The sequence below is a fragment of the Pseudomonas sp. FW305-70 genome (assembly GCF_058783925.1).
This window is the reverse complement of sequence record NZ_JBYSYZ010000004.1, coordinates 51,134-68,996: the sequence shown is the minus strand read 5'-3', so window position 1 is coordinate 68,996 and position 17,863 is coordinate 51,134. Positions and strand designations below refer to the sequence as shown.

Sequence of the window (17,863 nt, the reverse complement as noted above, 5' to 3'; positions counted from 1 at the left end):
TATGGTCGAGAACCCAGGGATGTGGGTGGAGGCACGGTCGCTGTTCAAGGTAGGAACAGTCGTCGGTTCGTTGCGGGCTTTGCGGGTGGACAGGCCGGAAGCTGCGAGGTGCGGGGTAAGCACGGGGCCGGCGAGGCTTGGGTAAGCGTTTCGATTATAGGAAGGTGGCTAACTATCGAACAAGTGGCTTGAGTGGCCATGGGGATTTGTGTCGGGTTTTAGATAACCACAGGCATCGAGCTGGTCTGCCAGATCAGCACCCGCGTGACACGGTTGTCCTCGGTCTCGAGAATTTCCAGGCGATACCGGCCGATCTTCAGGCACACCGCACTATCGGGAATAGTCTCCAGGGCCTCGGTCACCAGGCCGTTCAGGGTTTTCGGGCCATCGCTGGGCAGGTGCCAGCCGAGGCTCTTGTTCAGCTCGCGAATGGACGCGGCTCCGTCGATCACCAGGCGTCCGTCGGCTTGCGGATGAATGTGCGGGTTGTCCAGGCTGTGTTGGCTTTCGAACTCGCCGACGATCTCTTCGAGAATGTCTTCCAGGGTGACGATGCCCAGCACTTCGCCGTATTCATCGACCACCATGCCCAGGCGTCGCTGCTGTTTGTGGAAGTTGAGCAGTTGCAGTTGCAGCGGGGTGCTTTCCGGCACGAAGTACGGCTCGTGACTGGCTGCCAGCAAGGCTTCCCTGGTCAGGCTCGCATCGGGCAGCAAGTGCAGGATGTGCCGGGTGTTGAGGACGGCTTCGACCTGGTTGATATCACTGTGGAACACCGGCAGGCGCGTGCGCTTGTTGTGGCGCAATTGTTCGATGATTTCCTCGATGGAGTCATCGAGATTGATGCCGTCCACGTCGCTGCGCGGTACCAGGATGTCATTGACGGTGATGTTGTCCAGCGCGTGGATGCCAGGCAGCGGGTGAGGGCGGCTTACGGTTTCGGAGGGTGCATGCCGCTCCGTCAGCGTTTCGTCCTCACTTTGTTGCACCACTTTGGCTTTACGGACGAATGGGCGCGTCAGCAAGCGGCTGATGCTGGTGAGCAGCCATGCCGCGGGATAGATGATTTTCAACGGTAGCCGCAGCAGGTTGTTGCCTTGGGCCAGGATCGCATCCGGATAGCGAGCGGCGAGGGTGCGTGGCAAGTAGTCGGAAAACACCAGCAACATGGCGCCCGCCCCGAGGCAGGCGACCCACGGGCCGTTCTCGGCCCAGGTGAAAATGGCCAGCAAGGTGCTGATGACCACCACGAGTGCACGGCACAGTGTGTTGCAAAAAATCAGGCTGGCCAGGGGGAAGCTGAGTTTCGCCACCGGTTTGTCGCTGGAACGCGTTGCGGTGCGCTGGGCCAGCAAGTGCTGGTGCGCCGCTTCGATGGCGGTAAACAGCCCCGACCATAAAACCAGCAGGGTCACTACCGCGAGCATCGGCCCTATGGGCAAGTCGTCCATTAATGCCGCCCGTCAGATATGCAGGATGTATTCACGAACCAGCTTGCTGCCGAAATACGCCAGCATCAGCAGGCAAAAACCGGCCAGGGTCCAGCGAATGGCTTTGTGCCCGCGCCAGCCGAGGCGATTGCGCCCCCACAGCAGCACGCTGAAAACGACCCAGGCCAGGCAGGCCAGCAGGGTCTTGTGCACCAGATGCTGGGCGAACAGGTTCTCGACGAACAGCCAGCCGGAAATCAGCGACAGCGACAACAGCGTCCAGCCGGCCCAGAGAAAACCGAACAGCAGGCTTTCCATGGTTTGCAGCGGCGGGAAGTTCTTGATCAGCCCGGAGGGGTGCTTGTGCTTGAGCTGGTGGTCCTGGACCAGCAGCAGCAAGGACTGGAACACCGCGATGGTGAACATGCCATAGGCCAGAATCGAAAGCAGGATGTGGGCGAGGATGCCCGGCTCCTCATCGATGACCTGTACCGTGCCGGCGGGGGCAAAGTGCGCCAGCATCACGGTCAGGGCCCCAAGCGGGAACAGCAGGACCAGCAGGTTCTCTACCGGAATCCGCGAGCAGGCCAGCAGGGTCAGTGCGATGACTGCTACGGCAATCAGGCTGGCGGCACTGAAGAAGTCCAGGGCCAGGCCGGTCGGGGTCAGCAGGTGGGTGAGCAGGCTGACGCTGTGGGCCAGGACGGCGAGCACGCCGAGCATGACCAGCAGGCGTTTGTTGACCTTGGCGCCGGACGCCAGGCGAGTGCCCTGGTAAATGGTCGCAGCGGCATACAAGCAGGCGGCGGCGAGGGTCGTTAGCAAGCTGGGTGACAAGGGGAGCATAAATCCTGTTAGGCAAGCCCGAAAGTCGCTGAGTTTGGCATAGAACCCCTGCCACACGAAAGACCGCGCAACCCGACGGCGAGGTGTCCGCCGGCCACAGTCTTCGCTATAATCCGCGACCTGCCCACGCCGCAGGCTCGCCGAGCACACGTTTAGTCCGGTCCGGGCCGCCATTATCCCGGTCTACACAGGGCCTGAAAGGATCGCGCAATGTTTGAAAACTTAACCGACCGTCTCTCGCAGACGCTGCGCCATGTCACCGGCAAGGCCAAGCTGACTGAAGACAACATCAAAGACACCCTGCGTGAAGTGCGCATGGCGTTGCTCGAAGCCGACGTCGCCCTGCCGGTGGTCAAGGACTTCGTCAATTCGGTCAAGGAACGCGCCGTAGGCACCGAGGTGTCGCGCAGCCTGACGCCGGGCCAGGCCTTCGTGAAGATCGTCCAGGCCGAACTCGAAAGCCTGATGGGCGCGGCCAACGAAGACTTGAACCTGAGCGCAGTGCCGCCAGCGGTCATCCTCATGGCCGGTTTGCAGGGCGCCGGTAAGACCACCACCGCCGGCAAGCTCGCGCGCTTCCTTAAAGAGCGCAAGAAGAAGTCGGTCATGGTCGTGTCCGCCGACGTTTACCGTCCGGCGGCGATCAAGCAGCTGGAAACCCTGGCCAACGACATCGGCGTGACCTTCTTCCCGTCGGACCTGAGCCAGAAGCCGGTCGACATCGCCAATGCGGCTATTAAGGAAGCAAAACTCAAATTCATCGACGTGGTCATCGTCGATACCGCCGGTCGTCTGCACATCGATGAAGAGATGATGGGCGAGATCAAGGCGCTGCATGCCGCGATCAACCCGATCGAAACCCTGTTCGTGGTCGATGCCATGACCGGCCAGGACGCCGCCAACACGGCCAAGGCCTTCGGCGATGCATTGCCGCTGACCGGCGTGATCCTGACCAAGGTCGACGGCGACGCCCGTGGCGGTGCCGCGCTGTCGGTGCGCGCCATCACCGGCAAGCCGATCAAGTTCATCGGTATGGGCGAGAAGAGCGAGGCGCTCGATCCGTTCCACCCTGAGCGTATCGCCTCGCGCATCCTCGGCATGGGCGACGTGCTCAGCCTGATCGAGCAGGCGGAAGCGACCCTCGACAAGGACAAGGCCGACAAGCTTGCTAAAAAGCTGAAGAAGGGCAAGGGCTTCGACCTCGAAGACTTCCGCGATCAGCTGCAACAGATGAAGAACATGGGCGGCCTCGGCGGGCTCATGGACAAGCTGCCGAACATGGGTGGCGTGAACCTGGCGCAAATGGGCAACGCCCAGGGTGCGGCAGAGAAGCAATTCAAGCAGATGGAAGCCATCATCAACTCCATGACCCCGGCCGAGCGCCGCGATCCCGAGATGATCAGCGGTTCGCGCAAGCGCCGGATCGCCATGGGTTCCGGCACCCAGGTTCAGGACATCGGGCGCTTGATCAAGCAGCACAAGCAGATGCAGAAGATGATGAAGAAGTTCTCCGCGAAAGGCGGAATGGCCAAGATGATGCGCGGCATGGGCGGTATGTTGCCCGGCGGCGGCATGCCAAAAATATAGTGTCCTTTCACGCCAATACTGATCACTTTTGGCGGCGTCTGGTGCCCTCATGCGGCGTTGCCGCTCCTCGCCATAGCGGGCTATGACTCGTCGCAGCGCCTTGCCTGAGGGCACCAGTCACTCGCCAAAATGTGAGCGTATTGGCGAGAAAGGACACACGAATTCGCGCCGGTCGTCGCACCGGCGCTAACCCACACGGACGTGGGATACACAGCAAACCCGCACTTGGCGGGAGCTGACCGGCCGTTTTCAACGACGGCTCTATAGCAAATCTGCATGGCGGCCGATAGACCGCCGGAAAAAGTCATTTGCAAAAGTCCGGATATTCCTTAGAATATGCGGCCTTTCGGGCACCCATGCCCGCTGTGCCTTTAGATTTGCAGCACCGACTACAGGAACGATGTTCACATGCTAACAATCCGTCTTGCCCTTGGCGGCTCCAAAAAGCGCCCGTTTTACCACTTGACCGTAACCGACAGCCGCAACCCGCGCGACGGTTCGCACAAGGAACAGGTTGGCTACTTCAACCCTGTTGCCCGTGGTCAGGAAGTTCGTCTGTCCGTGAACCAAGAGCGCGTAGCCTACTGGCTGAGCGTTGGTGCACAACCTTCTGAGCGCGTTGCTCAGTTGTTGAAGGAATCTGCTAAGGCTGCGGCCTGAGCAATATGAACGCGACGCCAGCCATTGCTGATGATTTGATCGTTATCGGCAAGATTTATTCTGTTCACGGCGTTCGCGGCGAAGTGAAGGTGTACTCCTTTACTGATCCGATTAAGAACCTGCTGGATTACAAAACCTGGACGCTCAAGCGTGACGGCAATGTAAAGCAGGTAGAGCTGGTCAGCGGACGCGGGAATGACAAGTTCCTGGTCGCAAAGCTCAAGGGTCTCGATGATCGCGAAGAAGCTCGTCTTCTGGCCGGTTATGAGATCTGCGTGCCGCGCAACCTGTTCCCTGAACTCACCGACGGCGAGTACTACTGGTACCAGCTGGAAGGTCTCAAGGTCATCGACACCCTCGGACAATTGTTCGGGAAGATCGATCACCTGCTGGAGACCGGCTCGAACGATGTCATGGTGGTCAAGCCTTGCGCTGGCAGCCTGGATGATCGCGAACGCCTGTTGCCCTATACCGAGCAATGCGTGTTGGCCGTCGACCTGGCCGCAGGCGAGATGAAGGTGGATTGGGACGCGGATTTCTAAGCGTGGCTAACTTGCGCGTAGAAGTGATCAGTCTGTTTCCCGAGATGTTCTCTGCCATCAGCGAGTACGGCATCACCAGTCGTGCGGTGAAACAGGGGCTCTTGCAGCTCACCTGTTGGAATCCGCGAGACTACACGACGGATCGACATCACACTGTGGACGATCGCCCGTTTGGCGGTGGTCCGGGCATGGTGATGAAGATCAAGCCCCTGGAAGATGCTCTGGTTCAGGCCAAGGCAGCAGCCGGGGAGGCGGCGAAGGTAATTTACCTGTCGCCCCAAGGCCGCCAGCTGACTCAGTCGGCGGTACGCGAGTTGGCGAATCTGGATGCATTGATCCTGATTGCCGGCCGCTATGAAGGCATTGACGAGCGTTTTATTGATGCTCATGTCGATGAAGAGTGGTCGATTGGCGACTATGTACTGTCTGGCGGCGAGCTGCCGGCGATGGTCCTGATCGATGCGGTTACACGACTGCTGCCTGGAGCTTTAGGGCATGCGGACTCCGCCGAGGAAGATTCCTTTACGGATGGTTTGCTGGATTGCCCGCACTACACCCGACCGGAGGTGTATGCGGATCAGCGTGTTCCCGACGTATTGCTAAGTGGCAATCACGCGCACATCCGGCGTTGGCGTTTACAGCAGTCCCTTGGTCGGACCTTTGAACGACGCGCCGATCTTCTGGAAAGCCGCTCGCTTTCTGGAGAAGAGAAGAAGCTGCTCGAGGAATACATCCGCGAGCGGGACGATAGTTAACAACGTATCGATGGTAGATCCGACGATTTACCTTAGGAGCACAGCATGACTAACAAAATCATCCTTGCACTCGAAGCAGAGCAGATGACCAAAGAGATCCCTACCTTTGCCCCGGGCGACACCATTGTCGTTCAGGTGAAAGTGAAGGAAGGCGACCGTTCGCGTCTGCAAGCGTTCGAAGGCGTAGTTATCGCCAAGCGTAACCGCGGCGTAAACAGTGCATTCACCGTTCGTAAAATCTCCAACGGTGTTGGCGTAGAGCGTACTTTCCAGACCTACTCCCCGCAAATCGACAGCATGGCTGTCAAGCGTCGCGGTGACGTACGTAAAGCCAAGCTGTACTACCTGCGCGACCTGTCGGGTAAAGCAGCTCGCATCAAGGAAAAACTGGCTTAAGTCCAGCTTCCGATGCAAAAAAAAGCAGCCTGCGGGCTGCTTTTTTGTTGCCTGCGATTTATCTTCGTTGACCGTGTTGCCGGTCTTGCCTGAGCCTTTATGCCCGCCATTGATCATCCCCTGATAGACCAGTTCCTCGACGCCCTCTGGCTGGAGAAAGGCCTTTCCGACAACACCCGCGATGCCTATCGCAGTGACCTGGCTCTGTTCAATGGCTGGCTGCAGGAAAAAGGCCTGGAGCCGATCAACGCCGGACGCGAATTGATCCTCGATCACCTGGCCTGGCGCCTGGAGCAAAACTATAAGCCCCGTTCAACGGCAAGGTTTCTCTCTGGCGTGCGTGGCTTCTATCGCTATCTGCTGCGGGAAAAGCTGATTGCCGTCGATCCGACCCTGCGCATCGATATGCCGCAACTGGGTAGGCCATTGCCCAAATCCTTGTCGGAAGCCGACGTAGACGCGCTGTTGGCTGCACCGGACCTCAGCGAAGCCATCGGTCAGCGTGACCGGGCGATGCTCGAAGTGCTTTATGCCTGTGGTCTGCGGGTGACAGAGCTGATCAGTCTGACCCTGGAGCAGGTCAACCTGCGCCAGGGGGTGCTGCGCGTGATGGGCAAGGGCAGCAAGGAGCGGTTGGTGCCGATGGGCGAGGAGGCGATTGTCTGGGTCGAGCGTTACATGTGTGATGCCCGCAGCGAACTGCTTGGCGGACGTCCCAGCGATGTGTTGTTTCCCAGCCAGCGTGGCGAGCAGATGACGCGCCAGACCTTCTGGCACCGGATCAAGCATCAGGCCAAGGTCGCCGGGATTGGCAAGTCGCTGTCGCCGCACACCTTGCGCCATGCCTTCGCCACACATCTGCTCAACCATGGCGCCGATTTACGGGTGGTGCAGATGCTCCTTGGCCACAGCGATCTGTCGACCACCCAGATTTACACACACGTTGCCCGCGCCCGCTTGCAAGACCTTCACGCCAAGCATCATCCCCGAGGCTGAACACAGTCCTGTGCAGGAGCTTCATGCGTCGTGGTCAAAATGTCTTGCGTCAGGCGCATTCGGTCATGCGAACCTTATGTGATAGGCTTGACCGGTTTGCACGATGGGCGGTTATGACCCGGTGTTTCGGCACGGGCGTTCTGATCGTCCCATATGTTCGCCTTCAGGAGTTCTCATGCGTCTGACCCAGATTTTCGCCGCCGCAGCCATTGCGTTGGTCAGCACCTTTGCCGTCGCCGATGACGCGGCCGACAAAGCCATTCGTAAAAGCCTGGAAAACCTCCAGCTCGAAGTGCCGGTAGAGACTATCACCGCCAGCCCGATGCCCGGCCTGTACGAAGTCAAGCTCAAGGGCAGCCGTGTGCTGTACGCCAGCGCCGACGGCCAGTACGTGGTGCAGGGCTACCTGTTCGATCTCAAGGACGGCAAGCCGGTCAACCTGACCGAGAAGACCGAGCGCCTGGGCATCTCCAAGCTGATCAACGATATTCCGGTTGCAGAAACCGTGGTGTACCCGGCCATTGGCGAAACCAAGTCGCACATCACCGTATTCACCGATACCACCTGCCCGTACTGCCACAAACTCCACGCCGAAGTGCCGGAGCTGAACAAGCGCGGCATCGAAGTGCGTTATGTCGCATTCCCTCGCCAGGGCCTGGGCTCGCCGGGTGATGAGCAACTGCAAGCCGTGTGGTGCTCGAAAGACAAGAAAGCGGCCATGGACAAAATGGTCGACGGCAAGGAAATCAAGGCCGCCAAGTGCGATAACCCGGTTTCCAAACAGTACGCACTCGGCCAGTCGATCGGCGTGAACGGCACACCGGCCATCGTTTTGGCCGACGGGCAGGTCATTCCGGGCTACCAGCCTGCGCCACAAGTCGCCAAACTGGCGCTGGGCGCGAAGTAAATTCGCATCGTCACGGGCAGCCATTGACGATCATGGTCCGGCAGCGACATCGCCGGGCCATTAATAGAGAGCCGCGAGCATGCGGCTGTTTTCACGGCCGGCCTTGAGTCGGCCGTTTTATGGGGAGTTCACAGTGAAACCGGTCAAAGTAGGCATCTGTGGGTTAGGGACCGTCGGTGGCGGTACCTTCAACGTACTTCAGCGCAACGCCGAGGAAATTGCTCGTCGTGCCGGGCGTGGGATCGAAGTGGCACAAATTGCCATTCGCACGCCAAAGCCTCAGTTCCAAACGACCGGTATTGCGATTACCAACGATGTCTTCGAAGTGGCCACGAACCCTGAGATCGACATCGTTATAGAGCTGATGGGCGGCTACACCGTTGCCCGCGAGCTGGTACTCAAGGCCATCGAGAATGGCAAGCATGTGGTCACCGCGAACAAGGCGCTTATTGCTGTTCACGGTAATGAAATTTTCGCCAAGGCACGCGAGAAAGGCGTGATCGTTGCGTTCGAAGCGGCGGTGGCTGGTGGCATCCCGGTGATCAAGGCAATCCGCGAAGGTTTGTCCGCCAACCGTATCAACTGGGTGGCCGGCATCATCAACGGCACCGGCAACTTCATCCTGACGGAAATGCGCGAGAAGGGTCGTACCTTCGAGGACGTATTGGCCGAAGCCCAGGCTCTGGGTTACGCCGAAGCCGATCCGACCTTCGACGTTGAAGGGATCGACGCTGCTCACAAGCTGACGATCCTCGCCTCCATCGCGTTCGGCATCCCGCTGCAATTCGACAAGGCTTACACCGAAGGGATCACCAAGCTGACCACCGCTGACGTGAACTACGCCGAAGCGCTGGGTTACCGCATCAAGCACCTGGGCGTGGCGCGCAGCACTGCGGCCGGTATCGAACTGCGCGTGCACCCGACGCTGATCCCGGCCGATCGCCTGATCGCCAACGTCAACGGCGTGATGAACGCGGTGATGGTCAATGGTGACGCCGCCGGTTCGACCCTGTTCTACGGCGCTGGCGCCGGCATGGAGCCGACTGCTTCGTCGGTGATCGCCGACCTGGTGGACGTGGTCCGTGCCATGACGTCCGATCCGGAGAACCGCGTGCCGCACCTGGCGTTCCAGCCGGATTCGCTGTCGGCTCACCCGATCCTGCCGATCGAAGCCTGTGAAAGCGCCTATTACCTGCGCATTCAGGCCAAGGATCATCCGGGCGTATTGGCTCAGGTCGCGAGCATCCTGTCGGAGCGCGGCATCAACATCGAGTCGATCATGCAGAAGGAAGCCGAGGAGCACGACGGCCTGGTGCCGATGATCCTGCTGACCCACCGCGTGCTGGAACAGCACATCAACGACGCCATCGCTGCTTTGGAAGCCTTGGCGGGTGTGGTCGGTCCGGTTGTTCGGATCCGTGTCGAACATTTGAATTAACACAGCGGCAAGCGTCAGGCTGCAAGCGGCAAGTCAAAAGCATTCCGGCTTTTACTTGTAGCTTGTAGCTTGTAGCTTGCAGCTCCAAACCGAAGGTTTGCCCCTATGCGCTACATCAGTACCCGCGGCCAGGCACCGGCCCTGAATTTCGAAGACGTCCTGCTGGCAGGCCTTGCCACCGACGGCGGTCTGTACGTCCCGGAAAACCTGCCACGTTTCACCCAGGAGGAAATCGCTTCCTGGGCCGGTCTGCCATATCACGAGCTGGCCTTCCGCGTCATGCGCCCGTTTGTCACCGGCAGCATTCCAGACGCTGATTTCAAGAAAATCCTTGAAGAAACCTACGGCGTGTTCGCCCATAGCGCCGTTGCACCGCTGCGTCAGCTGAACGGTAACGAATGGGTGCTGGAGCTGTTCCACGGCCCGACCCTGGCGTTCAAGGACTTCGCCCTGCAACTGCTGGGTCGTTTGCTTGACTACGTGCTGGAAAAGCGCGGCGAGCGCGTGGTGATCGTCGGCGCTACCTCCGGTGACACCGGTTCGGCCGCCATCGAAGGCTGCAAGCACTGCGAAAACGTCGACATCTTCATCCTGCACCCGCACAACCGCGTGTCCGAGGTGCAACGTCGGCAGATGACCACCATCTTCGGTGAGAACATCCACAACATTGCCATCGAAGGCAACTTCGATGACTGCCAGGAAATGGTCAAGGCCAGCTTTGCCGACCAGGGCTTCCTCAAGGGCACTCGCCTGGTCGCCGTGAACTCGATCAACTGGGCGCGGATCATGGCCCAGATCGTTTACTACTTCCACGCAGCCCTGCAGTTGGGCGGCCCGGCGCGTTCGGTGGCGTTCTCGGTGCCGACCGGCAACTTCGGCGACATCTTCGCCGGTTACCTGGCACGCAACATGGGCCTGCCGATCAACCAGTTGATCGTCGCCACCAACCGCAACGACATCCTGCACCGCTTCATGAGCGGCAACCAGTACGTCAAGGAAACCCTGCACGCCACGCTGTCGCCGTCCATGGACATCATGGTGTCGTCGAACTTCGAACGCCTGCTGTTCGATCTGCATGGCCGCAACGGTGCGGCCATCGCCGGACTGATGGATACATTCAAACAGGGCGGTGGTTTCAGCGTCGAGCAAGAGCGCTGGACCGAAGCCCGCAAGTTGTTCGACTCGTTGGCCGTGGATGACGCGCAAACCTGCGAAACGATCGCCGAAGTCTACGAGCAGACCGGTGAAGTGCTCGACCCGCACACTGCCATCGGGGTGAAAGCTGCACGCGAATGTCGTCGTAGCCTGGACACTCCAATGGTGATCCTGGGTACCGCCCACCCGGTCAAATTCCCGGACGCCGTGGAAAAAGCCGGTGTAGGAAAAGCTCTCGAACTGCCTGTACATCTTTCTGATTTGTTTGAGCGAGACGAACGTTGCACCGTATTGCCAAATGACCTGAAGGCCGTGCAGGCCTTTGTCAGCCAGCATGGCAACCGTGGCAAGCCGCTGTAACCGGTCAGTGCTGTAACATTTTGAAGCCCGTCTCCTGACGGGCTTTTTCATTTCTGCATGCACACTTGTCGTGTTCTCGCCGCGAAGGGACAGGCGAGTGGATCACCAAGGACATGGGAATGCGGTTTACAAGTGTGTTCAAGTCAGTCGCGCGCTGGCTGGTTTTATTCGGCATCGTGGGAGTTACCGAATGGGGAGGGGCAAGCCCTGCATCGATTCAGGAGCGTGGGAAGACGGTTGCACGTTCAGCGGTCGTGCTGGATGACCAGGAGCTGCAGTGGATAGCCAGCCATCCACGGATCGTGGTCACGGCACTGGAATACCCGTTGTACTTCTTCAAGGATGAGCAGGGTCAATGGACGGGCATGAACAGTGACATGCTCAAGCGCATCAGTGACATGACGGGGTTGCAGTTTGTTTACGAAGAGTCTTTTTCCGTTGATCAGATGCTGGCTCGTCTGGAAAGCGGCGCGGCGGATTTGAGCACCATGCTGTCAATGAATGACGAACGCCGGACGTTTCTCGATTTCAGCCATGCTTACGGTGGTGCAGGATGGGTCTTTGTCGGATTGGCCGGGGCACCGCCGGTGCAGTCGCTGGAGGATCTGGCGAAGCGGGTGCTGGTGCTGCCGACCCGGCATGCACTGGAAGCGATGATCCGTCGCGATTTTCCGTCCATCGAATTGCGTTCGGTCAAGACCTACGCCGAGGCCCGTGCCTGGGTTGAAAGCGGAGAAGCCTATGCCACCATCGAGAGCGAAATCGGCGCCCAGCTTTTTCCGTCGGGCCGACTGCAGATCGGATCTGTGGTGCCGTACAAATGGGATGCGGATTATCTGGCCGTGCGCAAGGGGCAGCCGCAGTTGCTGAGCATCCTCAACAAGGCGCTTGAGGCCTTTCCTGCTCAGGAGCTGCACGATCTTCGCCGCAAGTGGTTCGGTGGCGCTACCACGGCACAGGCGCCTGGCCTCTGGCAGCGGCTTGACCAGTGGGTCTGCTGGGGCATGTTTGTGCTCAGCCTGTTCGGCCTGTTGTCCCTGCTCTGGAACCGGCGGTTGGCGGTGGTCGTCAGGCAGCGGGTCGAGGCCCAAAGGAACCTGCACGATCAGCTCACATTCCAGCATGCCCTGATGGATGCCATGCCTGACCCGATGTTTGTCCGTGACCTGCAAGGGCGTTTGATCATGTGCAACAAAAGTTATGAGGACGCCTTGTCGACACGTTTTGACCGGATGCAGGGACGGCAGTTGATCGAGGTCGATGTCATGCCCAGACAAACCGCGGAACTGCTGCATGCCGAGTTCATGGCGCAGTTGAGTACGCGCAGGGCACGTTTCTTCGAGCGTCAATTGCTGTTCAAGGAGGGGGTCAGGGACATCTACCAGTGGACAGTGCCGTTTTACACGGCGGATGGCCAGATGAAAGGCTTGTTGGGAGGCTGGGCCGACATCGCCCGGCGCACCCGACAAACGTGATGGCCGGGTTTTTTCTCTGTCATGTTCGCCGTGCATGCTCTCTTGACTGCACGGCAGGTTCGCCTGCGGTCAGTCTCCAGAACTTTCTTCTCGGGCAAGTGGTCATCTGTTGCAGGCATGCCCCAGGCACGTTGTTTTCGGACTATTGAGTGGTGATCGGGATGGAAAGTATCAGTCTGTTGCTCGGTGAAGCGTTGAGCCCGTATCAGGTCACATTGACCCCGTCAGGCATTCGTGGCGAATGTCGGGTGACCCTGAAAAATGCTATCGGCGCGACCGTGGTCGAGCGCGAGTTCAATCAGGCCCAGTTGAATGACAAGCGCCTGCTGACGGATGTGGTCGACGGTTTGCATCGCGACGTACTGATCGCTGAAGGACGCCTTGAGCCTTGTGTCATCGCGGCATTGCGTAATGCTGCCCGGGACAGGCTTCTGGCCAGCCGCAATTGAACGGATTTTTGTGGGAACCTTCCCGCGTCCAGGTCAGTCAGACTTCGTAACAGCAGGATCAAGCATTGTGCTCCGGTGCTTGTCGCTTGCTGCTACTGGTCTCCAAGCAGGCCACGTTTAACCCCGAGTCGTTTCCCCACTTCTCGGGGTTTCTTTTTGCCCGGGATTGATCATGGTTGCGTCAGATTGTCGAAAAACGCCTTGCTGTCCTTCAGGTACTCGCTGCGACTTTGCGGATCCAGCCAGGCGGCATAAGCCTCGTCCAGGCGCTCGCGGGGCAGGGTGCGCAGCACCTGATTGATTTCGGCAATGGCCTGTCGGCCCTTTGGCGTGTCGGTGCAACCGATGTAGCCGGACAGGTATTTGCCCGTGCCACGGATTGGATAGAACTGTAATTCATCCTCGGCGATGCCTTGCAGCGAAGCCTGGTAGCGGATCTCCGGGCGATACCCCAACAGCAGGCGCAAACGCCCAAGGCGCTGCATTTGCAGGAGGCTGCCCAAGGCGTCGTTACCGTAATGAGGTGCCAGCATGTCGGCGGGTGCTTGCTTGAGCAGCCCGTCGAGGTATTCGCCGTAATTGCGCTCGGCGATGATTCCCAGTTTTTCGTTGCCGCTGGCGAGCAACTTTGCGAGGTCCACTTCGCCATCCTCGATAAAGGGGGCCAGTACCTTCTGGTCAACGCGCCGCACGGCCAGGCCATTGCTCATGGCACGGAAGACCGGGATGGAAAAGGCGATCCACTGTTCCCGTTCCTTGCTCCAGTTCAGCGCCGCGTCGCAGACGAGGGAAGGTTCGTGAAGCATTTGCAGTCCGCGCGCGCGATTGACCCTCATCACGCGGTGCTGGTACTGCGGCATGCCGGCAATCAACAGGGGAAGCAGTTGATCGATGACGCCCTGGCCCTTTTTCGGTCCGTCGAAGATCGTCAGCGGCGGCAGGTCGCGTTTGAGCCAGATCAGGGTTTCCCTGGATTGCGCCAGGGCTGACGGGACCGGTTCAATGAGCAGGAGCAGGGACGCCAGCACGCAAAGCAAGCAGCCAGCGCGCGACGGGCAGAACCGAATGACCCATGCAGGCAGGTGCCTCAGTTCAGATGGCTCCGTCTTTGCGCAACTGTGCAATCTGCGTCGCGTCATAGCCAAGTTCCTGGAGTACCTGTGCGTTGTGCTCACCCAGTTGTGGCCCGACCCATTCACATTCACCGGGTGTCTCTGAGAGTTTCGGCACGATTCCCGGCATCTTGAAGTCTTTACCGTCCGGCAGTTTGGCCTGCAGGAACATTTCACGGGCCAGGTACTGAGGATCATTGAACATGTCTTCGGCGCTGAAGATCCGGCTGGCCGGCACGTCGGCCTGATTGAGCAGCGTCAGCACCCTGTCCAGCGGCAGTGAATTGACCCAGCGATCGATGACGCCATAGAGCTCGTCGCGCCGCGCATCGCGGCCATCGTTGCTGCCAAGCAGAGGGTCGTTGGCGAGGTCTTCCCGGCCAATGATCAGCATGAAGCGTTTGAAAATGGCGTCGCCATTGGCGCCGATCTGCACGTGCTTGCCGTCGGCGCTGGTGTGGATCGAGGACGGGGTGATGCCCGGCATGATATTGCCCGTGCGTTCGCGGATGAAGCCGAACACGTCGAATTCCGGGACCATGCTTTCCATCATGGCGAAAATGGCTTCATACAGCGCCACGTCCACCACTTGCCCCTGGCCGCCATTGACCTCGCGATGACGCAGGGCCATCAGCGCGCCGATCACGCCCCAGAGCGCGGCAATCGAGTCACCGATGGAAATGCCGGTGCGCACCGGTGGCCGGTCTTCGAAGCCGGTGATGTAGCGCAAACCGCCCATGGACTCACCGACCGCACCAAAGCCGGGCTGGTCTTTCATCGGGCCGGTCTGGCCGAAACCCGACAGCCGCACCATGACCAGTTTCGGGTTCAAGGCGTGCAGGACGTCCCAGCCCAGGCCGAGTTTTTCCAGGACGCCGGGACGAAAGTTCTCGATCAGAATGTCGGCTTCACCGAGCAACTGTTTCAGGATCGCCTGACCGTCGGGGTGCTTGAGATTGAGGGTCAGGGACTTTTTGTTGCGCGCCTGGACGAACCACCACAACGAAGTGCCTTCATACAACTTGCGCCATTTGCGCAATGGATCACCGCCGTCCGGGGATTCGATCTTGATCACATCGGCACCGAACTCAGCGCAAATGCGCGAAGCAAACGGGCCGGCGATCAAGGTACCCAATTCGATGACTTTCAGACCGGAAAGCGGTTTGGCGGTGAACGGCATGCGGGATCCTGCTGGGCAAGGGATGGGCGAGTACAGTGTTTTAACATAGCCGACAGTCAGGCGCTTCAGGTTGATCACCTTCGATTCGTGGATTGCCCGCCGCATCGGTTAGACTTGCCGCCTTTCCTCGTATCAAGAAGCCCGTTCATGGCCCAGCCGTCCACGACCTACAAGTTTGAACTGAACCTCACCGACCTCGACCGCAGCGTCTATGAGAGCGTGAAGCAGACCATCGCCCGTCACCCTTCGGAAACCGAGGAGCGCATGACCGTGCGCCTGCTGGCCTACGCCCTCTGGTACAACGAACAGCTGTCGTTCGGCCGTGGTCTGTCGGAAGTGGATGAACCGGCCTTGTGGGAAAAAAGCCTGGATGACCGCGTCCTGCACTGGATCGAAGTCGGCCAGCCGGATGCCGAGCGCCTGACCTGGTGCTCGCGCCGCACCGAGCGCACCAGCCTGCTGGCCTACGGCAGCCTGCGTGTGTGGGAAGGCAAAGTGGTGCCCGCGGTGAAAAACCTGAAAAACGTCAACATCGCTGCCGTGCCTCAGGAAGTCCTGGAGACCCTGGCCAAAGACATGCCACGCGTCATCAAGTGGGACGTGATGATCAGCGAAGGGACGATCTTCGTCACCGACGACCGTGGTCAGCACGAAGTTCAGTTGCAGTGGCTGGCCGGTGAGCGCGGCTGATTTTTCGCCGCTTCAGCGCGTCACCCGGTTTTATCCTACGTATTGAAGAGAAGCATCTTTCACCCCATGCGCATCGAACCTCGCCTGCTGCCCGACACCCTGCCATTCCTCGGTGATATTCCGCCACTGCTGACCCGCCTGTATGCGGCGCGGGGCGTGCAATCGGAGGCGGAACTGGACAAGAGCCTGGCGCGGCTGATTCCGTTCCAGCAGCTCAAGGGCATTGATGCCGCCGTGGACTTGTTGGTGACGGCGCTCGAACAGCGCCAGCGCATTCTGATCGTCGGTGACTTCGATGCCGACGGCGCAACGGCCAGCACCGTGGGCACGCTGGGTCTGCGTTTGCTGGGGGCGGCGCATGTCGATTATCTGGTGCCGAACCGTTTCGACTATGGCTACGGCCTGACCCCGGAGATCGTCGCAGTCGCGCTGGAGCGCCAGCCGCATTTGCTGATTACCGTGGATAACGGCATCTCCAGCGTCGAAGGCGTGGCTGCAGCGAAAAAGGCGGGGCTCAAGGTGCTCGTCACCGACCACCACTTGCCCGGTGAGGAGCTGCCGTTGGCCGATGCCATCGTCAATCCGAACCAGCCAGCTTGCGAGTTTCCGAGCAAGGCCCTGGCCGGTGTCGGGGTGATTTTCTATGTGTTGATGGCCCTGCGTGCGCGTTTGCGCGAGCTCGGCTGGTACACCAGCAAGCCGCAGCCGAATATCGGCGAACTGCTCGATCTGGTGGCCTTGGGCAGCGTGGCCGACGTGGTGCCGCTGGATGCCAACAACCGGATTCTGGTGCATCAGGGCCTCGAGCGGATTCGCGCCGGTCGTGCCCGGCCCGGGATCAAGGCGATTCTCGAGGTGGCCAAGCGTGACCATGCGCGCATCACCTCCACCGACCTGGGTTTCATCGTTGGCCCACGCCTGAACGCCGCAGGGCGCCTGGATGACATGAGCCTGGGCATCGAATGCCTGTTGACCGAAGACGCAGCTCTGGCCCGTGAGATGGCGGCTCAGCTGGACGGCATGAACCAGGATCGCAAATCCATCGAGCAGGGCATGCAGCGTGAAGCGCTGGCCCAGCTCAAGGATCTGCCGGTGGAGTCGATGCCGTTCGGCTTGTGCCTGTTCGATCCCGAATGGCATCAGGGCGTCATCGGTATCCTCGCATCACGGATGAAAGAGCGTTATTTCCGCCCGACCATCGCCTTTGCCGATGCCGGTGACGGCCTGCTCAAGGGGTCTGGGCGTTCGGTCCAGGGCTTTCACATCCGCGACGCCTTGAGCGTGGTGGCGGCGCAGCATCCGAATCTGATCACCAAGTATGGTGGCCACGCAATGGCGGCCGGCCTGACGCTGCCGGAAGCAAATTTCCCCTTGTTCGCCGAGGCCTTTGACGCTGAAGTGCGCCGGCAACTGCGCGAAGAAGACCTGACTGGCCGCTTGTTGTCGGACGGTACCCTGGCAGTGGAGGAGTTTCACCTGGAACTGGCCCGCGCCCTGCGGCATGCTGGCCCTTGGGGGCAGCACTTCCCGGAACCGTTGTTTCATGGGGTGTTCCAGTTGGTCGAGCAGCGCGTGGTGGGCGAACGGCACCTCAAAGTGGTGCTGAGAAGTGAATGTGGTTCGGTGAAGCTCGACGGCATTGCCTTCGGGATCGACCGCGACATCTGGCCGAATCCAACCATCAAGTGGGTGGAACTGGCCTACAAGCTCGACCTCAACGAGTTTCGTGGCAACGAGACGGTTCAACTGATGATTGCCCATATCGAACCGCGTTGACCCCCTGTAGGAGCGAGCTTGCTCGCGATGGACGTGAACGATGACGCTGGGAACCTGATAACCCGCGGTGTCCTGTCGTCCATCGCGAGCGAGCTCGCTCCTACAAGGG

17 protein-coding genes are annotated in these 17,863 nt (G+C 59.8%); 13 read left to right on the top strand and 4 right to left on the bottom strand.

From position 1 onward, the window contains the following. Positions 1-218: 218 nt before the first annotated feature. Both AC3WN7_RS04490 and AC3WN7_RS04485 read right to left on the bottom strand, forming a co-directional pair. Positions 219-1,451, bottom strand: a complete 1,233-nt coding sequence (locus AC3WN7_RS04490) for a transporter associated domain-containing protein (protein ID WP_095965482.1) — start codon at positions 1,449-1,451, stop codon at positions 219-221. Between the two features lie 12 nt (positions 1,452-1,463). Then, on the bottom strand, positions 1,464-2,276 hold the full coding sequence (locus AC3WN7_RS04485) for a cytochrome C assembly family protein (RefSeq protein ID WP_007972717.1): 813 nt from the start codon (positions 2,274-2,276) through the stop codon (positions 1,464-1,466). A 210-nt stretch (positions 2,277-2,486) separates the two neighbouring features. On the opposite strand from AC3WN7_RS04485, the gene ffh reads away from it, so the two are divergent. From ffh to AC3WN7_RS04430, 11 genes are all read left to right on the top strand, one after another. Next, positions 2,487-3,863 carry a signal recognition particle protein gene (ffh, locus tag AC3WN7_RS04480; protein ID WP_015096705.1) on the top strand — a complete coding sequence of 459 codons (1,377 nt, stop codon included), beginning with the start codon at positions 2,487-2,489 and terminating at the stop codon, positions 3,861-3,863. Positions 3,864-4,271: 408 nt separating this feature from the next. Beyond that, positions 4,272-4,523 (top strand): 30S ribosomal protein S16, encoded by a 252-nt coding sequence (gene rpsP, locus AC3WN7_RS04475; protein ID WP_007972721.1) that lies wholly within the window; start codon positions 4,272-4,274, stop codon positions 4,521-4,523. A 5-nt stretch (positions 4,524-4,528) separates the two neighbouring features. After that, complete coding sequence (gene rimM / locus AC3WN7_RS04470) at positions 4,529-5,065, top strand: ribosome maturation factor RimM (RefSeq protein WP_008053499.1); 537 nt, start codon at positions 4,529-4,531, stop codon at positions 5,063-5,065. A 2-nt stretch (positions 5,066-5,067) separates the two neighbouring features. After that, complete coding sequence (gene trmD, locus AC3WN7_RS04465) at positions 5,068-5,820, top strand: tRNA (guanosine(37)-N1)-methyltransferase TrmD (RefSeq protein ID WP_007897583.1); 753 nt, start codon at positions 5,068-5,070, stop codon at positions 5,818-5,820. A gap of 45 nt (positions 5,821-5,865) precedes the next feature. Then, on the top strand, positions 5,866-6,216 hold the full coding sequence (rplS, locus tag AC3WN7_RS04460; RefSeq protein ID WP_003175895.1) for a 50S ribosomal protein L19: 351 nt from the start codon (positions 5,866-5,868) through the stop codon (positions 6,214-6,216). A 99-nt stretch (positions 6,217-6,315) separates the two neighbouring features. Then, positions 6,316-7,212, top strand: coding sequence for a site-specific tyrosine recombinase XerD (gene xerD / locus AC3WN7_RS04455; RefSeq protein WP_102673368.1), 897 nt, complete (start codon positions 6,316-6,318; stop codon positions 7,210-7,212). A 175-nt stretch (positions 7,213-7,387) separates the two neighbouring features. Next, complete coding sequence (gene dsbC, locus AC3WN7_RS04450) at positions 7,388-8,119, top strand: bifunctional protein-disulfide isomerase/oxidoreductase DsbC (RefSeq protein WP_015096703.1); 732 nt, start codon at positions 7,388-7,390, stop codon at positions 8,117-8,119. A gap of 133 nt (positions 8,120-8,252) precedes the next feature. Continuing rightward, positions 8,253-9,557 (top strand): homoserine dehydrogenase, encoded by a 1,305-nt coding sequence (locus AC3WN7_RS04445; RefSeq protein WP_008053502.1) that lies wholly within the window; start codon positions 8,253-8,255, stop codon positions 9,555-9,557. Between the two features lie 105 nt (positions 9,558-9,662). Then, positions 9,663-11,072 (top strand): threonine synthase, encoded by a 1,410-nt coding sequence (gene thrC / locus AC3WN7_RS04440; RefSeq protein ID WP_102673367.1) that lies wholly within the window; start codon positions 9,663-9,665, stop codon positions 11,070-11,072. Positions 11,073-11,191: 119 nt separating this feature from the next. After that, positions 11,192-12,547: a transporter substrate-binding domain-containing protein gene (locus AC3WN7_RS04435; RefSeq protein WP_102673366.1), complete on the top strand. Its 1,356-nt coding sequence runs from the start codon at positions 11,192-11,194 to the stop codon at positions 12,545-12,547. Positions 12,548-12,708: 161 nt separating this feature from the next. Next, entirely contained in the window at positions 12,709-12,996 is a 288-nt protein-coding gene (locus AC3WN7_RS04430; protein WP_095965478.1) for a DUF3509 domain-containing protein, read from the top strand. Between the two features lie 170 nt (positions 12,997-13,166). On the opposite strand, the gene AC3WN7_RS04425 is transcribed toward AC3WN7_RS04430, so the two are convergent. Together AC3WN7_RS04425 and AC3WN7_RS04420 are read right to left on the bottom strand one after the other, a co-directional pair. After that, positions 13,167-14,135: a TIGR02285 family protein gene (locus AC3WN7_RS04425; protein WP_102673365.1), complete on the bottom strand. Its 969-nt coding sequence runs from the start codon at positions 14,133-14,135 to the stop codon at positions 13,167-13,169. After that, on the bottom strand, positions 14,089-15,288 hold the full coding sequence (locus tag AC3WN7_RS04420; RefSeq protein WP_095965476.1) for a CaiB/BaiF CoA transferase family protein: 1,200 nt from the start codon (positions 15,286-15,288) through the stop codon (positions 14,089-14,091). Before AC3WN7_RS04420 ends, AC3WN7_RS04425 begins: the two co-directional genes overlap by 47 nt. A 147-nt stretch (positions 15,289-15,435) precedes the next feature. Between AC3WN7_RS04420 and AC3WN7_RS04415 the strand changes: the two genes are divergently transcribed. Both AC3WN7_RS04415 and recJ read left to right on the top strand, forming a co-directional pair. Next, entirely contained in the window at positions 15,436-15,978 is a 543-nt protein-coding gene (locus AC3WN7_RS04415; protein WP_007971297.1) for a YaeQ family protein, read from the top strand. Positions 15,979-16,044: 66 nt separating this feature from the next. Then, entirely contained in the window at positions 16,045-17,754 is a 1,710-nt protein-coding gene (gene recJ, locus AC3WN7_RS04410) for a single-stranded-DNA-specific exonuclease RecJ (RefSeq protein WP_095965474.1), read from the top strand. Positions 17,755-17,863: the final 109 nt, after the last annotated feature.